The sequence below is a fragment of the Anaplasma phagocytophilum genome (assembly GCF_023476575.1).
GTDB lineage: Bacteria > Pseudomonadota > Alphaproteobacteria > Rickettsiales > Anaplasmataceae > Anaplasma > Anaplasma phagocytophilum_A.
Map to the genome: position 1 here is coordinate 1 of NZ_JAHLEX010000045.1, position 9285 is coordinate 9285.

The 9285-nt window shown below is 40.5% G+C and carries 7 protein-coding genes; 4 read left to right on the top strand and 3 right to left on the bottom strand.

From position 1 onward, the window contains the following. From KPX09_RS03015 to mnmA, 3 genes are all read left to right on the top strand, one after another. Positions 1 to 967: hypothetical protein (locus tag KPX09_RS03015; protein WP_249548933.1), on the top strand; the 967-nt coding region annotated here is incomplete at its 5' end. Positions 968 to 1679: 712 nt separating this feature from the next. After that, the gene (locus KPX09_RS03020; protein WP_249548934.1) at positions 1680 to 2693 is read left to right on the top strand and encodes a twitching motility protein (pilT); all 1014 of its coding nucleotides are present in this window, start codon (positions 1680 to 1682) and stop codon (positions 2691 to 2693) included. 403 nt (positions 2694 to 3096) lie between these two features. Continuing rightward, complete coding sequence (gene mnmA, locus KPX09_RS03025; protein ID WP_249548935.1) at positions 3097 to 4242, top strand: tRNA 2-thiouridine(34) synthase MnmA; 1146 nt, start codon at positions 3097 to 3099, stop codon at positions 4240 to 4242. Between the two features lie 93 nt (positions 4243 to 4335). Here mnmA and KPX09_RS03030 read toward each other — a convergent pair whose 3' ends face one another. Beyond that, positions 4336 to 4815 carry a hypothetical protein gene (locus tag KPX09_RS03030; protein ID WP_249548936.1) on the bottom strand — a complete coding sequence of 160 codons (480 nt, stop codon included), beginning with the start codon at positions 4813 to 4815 and terminating at the stop codon, positions 4336 to 4338. A 53-nt stretch (positions 4816 to 4868) separates the two neighbouring features. Next, positions 4869 to 5366, bottom strand: coding sequence for a demethoxyubiquinone hydroxylase family protein (locus KPX09_RS03035; protein WP_249548937.1), 498 nt, complete (start codon positions 5364 to 5366; stop codon positions 4869 to 4871). A 1045-nt stretch (positions 5367 to 6411) separates the two neighbouring features. Here KPX09_RS03035 and KPX09_RS03040 point away from each other — a divergent pair. Then, positions 6412 to 8184, top strand: coding sequence for a hypothetical protein (locus tag KPX09_RS03040; RefSeq protein ID WP_249548938.1), 1773 nt, complete (start codon positions 6412 to 6414; stop codon positions 8182 to 8184). Positions 8185 to 9030: 846 nt separating this feature from the next. Here the strand turns inward: KPX09_RS03040 and KPX09_RS03045 are convergent. After that, on the bottom strand, positions 9031 to 9285 hold a 255-nt coding region (locus KPX09_RS03045; RefSeq protein WP_249548939.1), incomplete at its 5' end, for a hypothetical protein.

Consider the following 9285-nt stretch of genomic DNA (forward strand, 5'->3'; position numbering starts at 1 on the left):
TGGCGGAGAGTGTTATCCTGGAGACGGACACATTCTATGGACTATGAGGACACTAGTAGATGTAGCATCCTGTGGCAAGGTCTCTTGCACACCTCCTATGGGAACTGCGCACAAAGGTGGCACGCTATACACTAATGCAGTCCGTATGTCGAACGATATTATATGGGTTATGCATGATGCGTGCTTTATTACTCCTGACCTAGGAATAATTATGACCGAATTGCACTACAAAGTGGTAAAAAATGGTCCTAGCGATGGTAGCCCAGCAGTTTATGAGATATGCGAAGCTGGCTTCAACGTTGCTTCGGGTGATACTCCTTCACATAAAGATTTTTCAATACGGATACCGAAGAGCGTACAAATATCCGAAAACAAATGGAATACTTTTTCGAAAATGCTCAAACCACCAGTTGTCCCAGAGAGCCTTATGGTTAGAATGCGAAATAAGCTTGTAGGTGTATTGAATAGATTGTCGACCCTTATGCACAGGATTGCTTGCGCTGTAGTAAGGTGCTTTAGTGCTTGCTGCTCTTGTGTTCGCCCTAAGCATGCTCCTGAGGAAAATGTTACGCCATTGACGGGTAGTAGTCGTGATTCATACAAATGTAAAAGCGCTGTCTCTGCGGTGGGTGCAACTGAATCAGTCATCACAAGTTCAGAGCATGTGCATTCCAATGATACAGACGTGGCACAAAGCAGTACGAAGGCTAAAGCCGTAACAGGCGGCGAGAAATCCTCTGCTGATGTGGCATCTGAACCTCTTGTTGTTGCCGTAGGTGGTGCGTCCAGCAGCCATACTGACCTTTGCAGTGCTGCAAGTTGTCTCAACGTTTCTGGCTCAAATAACCTTGAGAATGGCATGCAGCAGAACCCATCTACATGTATCTTAGATACTACAGCTCATAAAACGGGCTCTTCTGACATAGTAGGGTCACCGAAAAAGAATAACGTATCACAGCAGCGTTAATCTAAGGTACTTCGGGCAAAGCACACTACTACGGCCCTGATAGGGCATACTTTTGCTTTAGGTCAGGGCTGAGTAGTGAGTAATGCTTTTGCTTCTTTGGGTTACTGCTACAGCAAAACCCTGATAGAACTTTTAAAGGAGGTAGCGCAAAGGTTCTATGTGTAACAGATACGGAGGATTGTGTTGTAGCCTCAACAAGTGTTAGAGTGTCGTAGCGCATAGGTTTGCTTTAATAGCCACGCCCCCGATGCCTAAGCAGGTGCCCCGGCCGTGTGATATACTGCTCTCAATATTATTATGCCTCAACAACATCAGTATTCGACAAACACCTTAACTAAATGTTCTGTTCTTAGAGTATTCGTAGAGCTTCATATAAGATTAAGCAAGATCTCCTCGCCAATGCAGGTTTCGTACACTTTTGCAATATCCAGAATAAAAGTTTTACTTTATAAATTCCCACCCATACCACCACCCTTCCACCTTTTAAACATGCGTGCTTATGCTATGTCTCGTATGAAAAGTTATTACCCCACTGGTGCTTACGTCAATTCTGGTGCTAATACTGATTTATTTGTCCGTAAGCAAAATTATACTCATGATGTCCTATGAACTACGCCTTGGAAGGGTAACAGCGTTTTGAGTACTTTAATAATTATTTTACATAAATCTCCTAGCATACACGTAGCATATACTGGTTATAACATTGGAAATTTTGGGTTATTTTAAGCAACTTGTGGCATCTTCTATTCAACGTGAAGCAACACGTTTGTACTGCACGGTAGGTCATCCACCTGCCATAAAAAGGCTAAACCGCTTGGAGTTCTTACAAGTAGGAAAAAACAGTGCTCAGGATATAGAAGATATGGTAGGCGAGATACTTACAGAAGAGTCTCGCACAACACTAGATACACATGGGGAGGTGCAAGTATCCCTAGAATTTGATGCATTGCACACATTACATATATTTATAACCAAGACGCAGCACTCTACAGAGATTATCGGAATAATTAAAAAGCTATATCTTCCAACAAGAGAAGATCTGCCTAAAGAGTTATTACAGGTCGTTAGCAGCACTACATATGGCATAATACTGCTAGGTGGTAACCATTGCTGCAATAAAGATCTGACCATTCAGTGCTTAATCAGTACTGTAAGTGAAGCGCACAAGCGTCTTATTTTGACATTCGGTATGCCCAACACGCATAGTGAACATCTAGAGCACGCTATTGTTAGTTCTTATCCCTTATCTCAAGCAAATATGGAACTAATACGCTGCTATGCAGCAGATATAGTTGTATTCGGCAAGATAACACCCGATATTATGAAACTAGCGCATGAATGCGTTATGCTGGGCATACTTGTAATAATACAGGTGGATGCTTCATCTCCAGCTCACACAGTTACAAGAGCTCTTTCCATGTTTACAGATAGACAAGCTGGCATTGATTTTTTAGCTGATAATCTACTGGGAATAGCTTTCCAGGTGTTGGTGAGTTTGAAATTATCTAGCAATAGCCTATATCTGTGTGATTTCATTAGGAACAATGATGAAATAAAACAGTGTATCATGGATGGTAAAGTAGCGACTATAGAGAGCAAAAAAATCGTAGAGATGATCAATAAGCTCATTGAAGATGAAAAGCTTACTCACTACGATGCTCACCCAATATTTATAAATCTGATAAACTCTTTTGGTAAAGCCATAGAGGCTACAGACGTATTTTAGATTTGCGATACGTTGTGTATAAAAATCTTTGACGATTCAGAGTAGATATCATGAAGCTGGTAATCATTAATCATGCCTCCACAGACTAACACTATGACTTCGCGTAAGCTTTATGCTCACCCACTTTTGCCCGTACACAAGGGCCTGAAGAATCTTTTTCTCCGTATAAGAAAGGACTTGGGCCTAGATGGTGCACACCGTGCTTTTCTTGAAGAGTATGACATACCTAAACGTAACAAGATCTCCTAGTGCGCATCCGCAAAAATGTATTTTGTTACCAATTATCCCTGTGAAAGCCCAAAACGGCTCCTTACTTTGGTTGACACTACTTTTCACATTGAAGGAGCATTTAATCTAGCGTACAATGTAGACGGTACGTATTTCTGCTTTTTCATTGAGTTGGATGCATGAATTGATTAACAATCTACAACTTGATTCCTTAGTTCCTGGAAAACGTCCCGAAGAAACTACTGTTGTTGTTGCCATGTCTGGTGGTGTTGACAGCTCCGTGGTGGCAGTTTTGCTGCATAAGCTGGGTTACAAAGTTATAGGTGCTACTATGCAATTGTATAGTAGTCCCGACGCATCCTCGGGTAAGTCATGTTGCGGCAACGCGGATATTTATGATGCTAAAAAGGTTGCGGCATCGTTTGGCTTTCCCCACTATGTTTTAAACTATGAAGAAGTATTCCGTAAGGAAGTCATCGAAGATTTCGTAAATTCATATAAGGCTGGTGAAACTCCTATACCCTGTATAAAGTGCAACCAGACTGTAAAGTTTAGGGATATGCTAAAGATGGCTAGGACTATAGGCGGGGATGTTGTAGCCACAGGTCATTATGTGAGGCGCTTGGAAGTAGAGGGAGAGCTACAAATATGGTCAGGAAAAGATAAACACAAGGATCAGAGTTACTTTTTATTTTCTGTGACTCTAGAGCAATTAAAGTTTGTTAGGTTTCCTTTAGGTAATCTAGTAAAAGGTGATGTGCGCAGGCTTGCACAGTATCTCAACATAGAGGTAGCCGATAAGCCAGACAGTCAGGATATATGCTTTGTCCCGAAAAATTACAAGGAAACTCTTGCATCACTGGACCCTTCTACAATAAAAAAAGGGAAGATTCACCACATTGATGGAAGTGTACTAGGTGAGCATGACGGTATAGCCAACTTTACCGTGGGGCAACGCAAAGGTCTAGGTATTGCTTATCCTTATCCGCTGTATGTTGTGGCACTTGACCCAGTAAAAAATACAGTAATAGTGGGGCCATCATCTTCCCTAGTGAAAACACAATTATTTTTAAGAGACTTAAATTGGCTGTCAAAAGATCAAATTCCTGAACACGGACTGTCTGCGAGTGTTAGGTTACGGTCTTCATCTTCCGCGGTTCAAGCAACAATTTCTCGCATTGCAAAAGATGGAAGAGGCAGAGTGGTACTGCACGAAGGATGCGTTGTGTCCCCAGGTCAAGCATGCGTTATATATGATAACGAAAGGCTTTTGGGTGGAGGCTGGATACTCAACCAAGTACGCTACTCTGAAACTGCTTGACGTCCCGACCCATGTGGTGACTCTCGCCATGCAAAACAGAACACCATCCCCACTTTTGAGATAGCATTCCGGAGAATTGCAGGATAAATACAGTTACAAGAACTGTTTTGCAATGGTTGCGCTCTTTCTCCTACAAAGTAACACCCCTAGAACTGAGCATACCGATACTTGTTTAGCTAGATAAATTATCGAAGCGAACTTAAAGTTTATAAAACTGCTCATTACCCACTGCAAGATCAAAACCATAGCCACAGAAAGCATTACTCCCTTAAAACCCTTAAGTTTATTCTGTTGGGTGTGCAGTGCTGCATTAGACAAGACATACAATACTGACGAAAATCCAGGCGTAGAGAAATACAAAAGATCTCTCATTATTCCAACACAAAACAGTGAAAAATAACCCGGAACTTTATATCTGCTATGCATAAAAATCATAAACAGTATGTCCAACCTTGGGGTAAAACTTTGAGTAATCCCATTGAGGAAAAATTCACAAACCGTTAAAACAACCATAACGGAAAAAACAATAAAATTGTCAGTCAACAACCTGGCAACACTGCTAGAACTATACATAAAAACTCGCGTACTTAATTCTTCCCAATAAAAAACTCGGTCCGTAGCAAAACTTATAACACCTTGGAAATTGCTATTGCCAACCTACAAGCAGTCTTTACTGCGCAAGAAATTGCCTTATATCCCAAAGCACTCTCTGCACCGTTATGAGCCGCTATCTCCATATGCTCACGCTCTTCTTCACGGAATCGCATTATAGCATCCCTTAATTCATGCTCGCTATCACTACGCTCTAGTTGCCCTGCTTGCTCATCATAATGCCCGCATATTACCTCTTCAACAGCTTCAGTACAAGCCATAGCCGCCTCCGTCTTTCCCATCATAGCTGTAATGTATCCTAATGATACAGCTGCGACATGCCATATTGGTAAAAACACTGATGGTCTTACTCTTCTCTCTTTTATAGCGTTATCAAAGTAACGAAAATGCACCAGTTCATGTTGTAGCATCTCTCGTATACTCTCTGCTTCTGCCTTTCCCCTAAGAGCCATTTCTTGCCCATGGTATATGCACACCGCTGCATACTCCCCAGCATGATTGACTCTTATCATACTTTCAACGCATTCATTTCTCATAGCAGTACACCATATATTGATATATTGCTAACACACAAAAGTCGCTACAGACCATTCTTATACCTTTCCTCAAGTTTATAATGCAACTATACCTTACTGTAGGAGTATATAACGGCTACCTTTTCTCCAACAGCTAAAAACTCTTTCTAAACACAGTCTTCTTTCCAAAGAATACGATGGATTTTATAGCTTAGCACAAAGCTCTATCACTGCTAAGCACTGTAACCATATCTTTAACTTTGGAGGCAGAACCATTTAGTGAAATACTGGAAAGGGTGTGTTGCAATAATACACACGTAGCTTTCTACAGAGTTATCAATGGCAACTGCACCTTCTCTGTATAATAGCTACCTTTTCTCCGACAGTTAAAAACTCTCCTCTAGCACAGGATTATTTCCAAAAAATACGAGACGGGGTTTAGAGCTTATAGCAAAAAGCTTTGCCTCTGCTAAGCACCACTATCGCAGCCTTGATTTCTAAGCCCTGGAGAAAAACCTTACTTGCATGTAAAAACGCTGACCTTGTTCTCTTATGAGGTAGTTAGCAATCATGCTATATACAGCATATACAAGAAAATTTTGGTCTTATATCAGCATTGGTAGATAATAATAAACATTTTATTGAAATTTTAACTTGCAAGATTAAAAAAATAACTAATACTTCCCCAAGAGTTTACCGACTTAGTTTCAATCGGGAAGACTCAGTAGTCTAGGGTCACGTCTGTGTACAGTTTGTGTTGTTATGACTTCTGCGGAATCCGGTACATGATTTATATCGGACTAATTAGGTTAAGACTGCGAAGAAGGCTTAAGCGCTATAGTACAGTAAATGCGAATTAGGCGTGCTTATCACCCTATAGTAAAATAGCTGTTGCACTATAGCAGTGGTATGTTGCATGGTTCTACACACGTAATGGTGGCGGCACCATGGTTTATGTTTATGCAATTTTCTAACACCTACATTAATAGCGTTAGGACGCCGTTAGTCAGGTGCTGAAGGATATAACATATTGAGGAATTTTATGCCAAGGGAAACTACTGATAGTGCACATGCAATGCAAAACATAAGGCTGGTAGGTACAAAAATGTTACTACTTGCTTTAAACAAAACAACAATAGAGAATTCCGTGCGATGTCTTTTCTACAAATCCGCTCTTCAAGGGGAAGTGACAAAAAAGGATCTGTCCAGAACCTTCCTATACATAAACAACAGATATTCTGACACTGAAGAAATCACCAAGATCTATGACGATATGTCAGCAAGTGAACGGCTGTCGCTATTTCCAATGGAAGAGATCTGTAAAAAAACAGGAATAAAGCCCGAAGAATACACTTCAGTGCTAGATACTCAAGGATATAGAAGGGAATCTTTCTGTAAACTCAAATTGATGTTTGAAAGGTCCAACACAATTGGTAAAACTGGTGCTGCATGCATACCAGAACCATTATTGTTAGAGGAGCTGGTCAGTACCCTAAATCAATCTTGTATTGAAGGCTATCCAAACGCTACCACTTGTGCTGTTGCGCGAATGGCGGATAAGGATAGCGAGTATATTCCCTTTGAAAGCAATTATACGCATCTTCTGAAAGATATCCCTAGAGATAAAAACGATGTACCTATAAAGCATTCAGTACACATGCGCTGTACTGAGCCTAATAAAGTTTCCGTATATCTTCACTTTTTTCCTTATCCATGGATAGGAGGATTCTTATCTTCAAATTTTCGATACGACCTTTCTCTCAACGAAGCCACTGGATGCATAGAGTATAGTGACGTATATACCTGCATTGCATTACCATTAGGGGATGATCCTCTACCGGATAATAAATGGCACTTCCCTATGCCAGATGATTTTCTGAATATACAGAGATTGGAAAGTATGCTTTCCAATAAAGCTGATTTTAAACTCCAATTTGAGAATTTTCCTGAAAAGTATCCACTAGATCAGTTCATAATCTCCGGTAAATTAGATGATTTTTCGATAAAAACACAGGATATGCTATCATTATGCAGCCGACCTCAAGATATTTCTCTACGGGTGGCAGAAGAATATGCTTATGCCTTAGATGTTGCAGCACACAATAAAATGCTTACTGAAGCATCTCCTTATGGCATTTTTCCTGAGGGCACCTTTAAGGTAAACTTGAAACGTAGAATCAAGAATCAAGAAGATAGCATCCACAATGAAGAATCTGAAAAGTCTGACATAGAAGAAGATAGCATCTATGATACGAAAGCGAGCATTTACGATACAGTAGCTGAAAAGTCTCATGTAGAATCTAGCATCGCCCATATAGCGATTCCTTCCACTCTTGAAGCAACTGACGTGACCCACGCAGAAAATAGCACTGCTCACAGAGAGACTAGTATTACCCATGAGGAAACTAGCGCAGTCAACCTGGAGACTGGCACCACTCACTCGGAGACAACAACATTGTGGCAACATATTGGGAACAAGGTCAGGAGCGCATACACTACAATAAGGGATCTTTTCTCATGTATAGTAAGATTTTTTCAAAGAGTTTGTTCTACTGTCACAAGCTGCGTCTGCACACCAAATGATGAAGGCATCTTCGCTAGGGATAGGGATAATACACAAACATCATCTTCCGAAGATAGTAGAGCTAACGATCAATCCTTATCGCAAGAAGAAACTCATAAAAGCGGTATTGAGAATAGCACCAGTGGTGTACCAGCAGAAGAACATATGACATCATCGCAAGAGGAACACGTTCTAGATGGTGTTGATATCTCTCACGTTGCACAGCATTCGCAATCAAAACTTGAAAGGTGATATCAGTTTTATGACCAAAATATGGACACTCATATGTTGCCCACTACTTCTACGATTCGCTCTACACCAGTACTTAGGAAATCACACTGTAGCACATCCTGTTGCGCGCTTCTTAGTATTATCCAAAGTAAAACTTACGGTAAGTCATAATCATGATGTGCTACTAATACAGCACTTTCTTTGTTTCTATCTGCGCGTAACTCCGAGAGTTTACTTGCAGATCGTCATCTCACGAATGATACACCACACACTTAAACTCTGTAAATTGCCTAGCTCCACCTTGTATACCTGAGACAACATCTAAAATACCACCTCCGAACCTTGCTCAGAGTTTTCTGTAAAGTTACGCCTTGCTTACAAGGCTTGTACGTGGCATATCCTACCCTTCAACATATGAATACACCAGGCACAAAACATTGACAGAGTGTAATGCCTAATGCCCCACCATTCATCAGGGCAAAATAAACATGATATACCGCCAACGTTATGGTGACAAAAAACGCTTCCTAACAGAAATTTGAAACTATGAGCTGTGTATATACGTTACTGACAAAAATTTTTACCTTATGTGAAAGAAAATTCTTCTCTGCTTAATCAGAGAATTCTTCTGAAAGAGGACATTGCACAAATGCTGCACACTTAATTAAACCTAATTAGCTAATTAGATAGATACTATGCCAGAGACATAGAAGCTATAGGGCACGTTGCTTTATCTTCTGCAAAATTATACACTTTACAGAACATGTTCGTAAAACGTGTTTTTTTATCCTACAGTCGCTAAATTTTCACACGGACATATACAATAAACTTGTAATTTCTTACGCTGTGATGCACCATTGTAGGGTGTTACCGTGATTTGAGTTTTACAATGTCTAAACCTTCATTTGCCTCCCATTCTGATCGAGAAACAGAGGCTACTCTTGCTCTTTTTGATCCTTTCTTTGATATGGCTCTTACTATAAACGGCGCTTCAAGGCAATTAGCATGTACGTGGGCTAGTACCTGCAGATCTATTTGGAATACAGCAACAGGAGCGGCTTCTACAACTGCAAAATCGTCAAAGAAATCACGTACAGATCTACGTAATATCTTGCGCTCTTC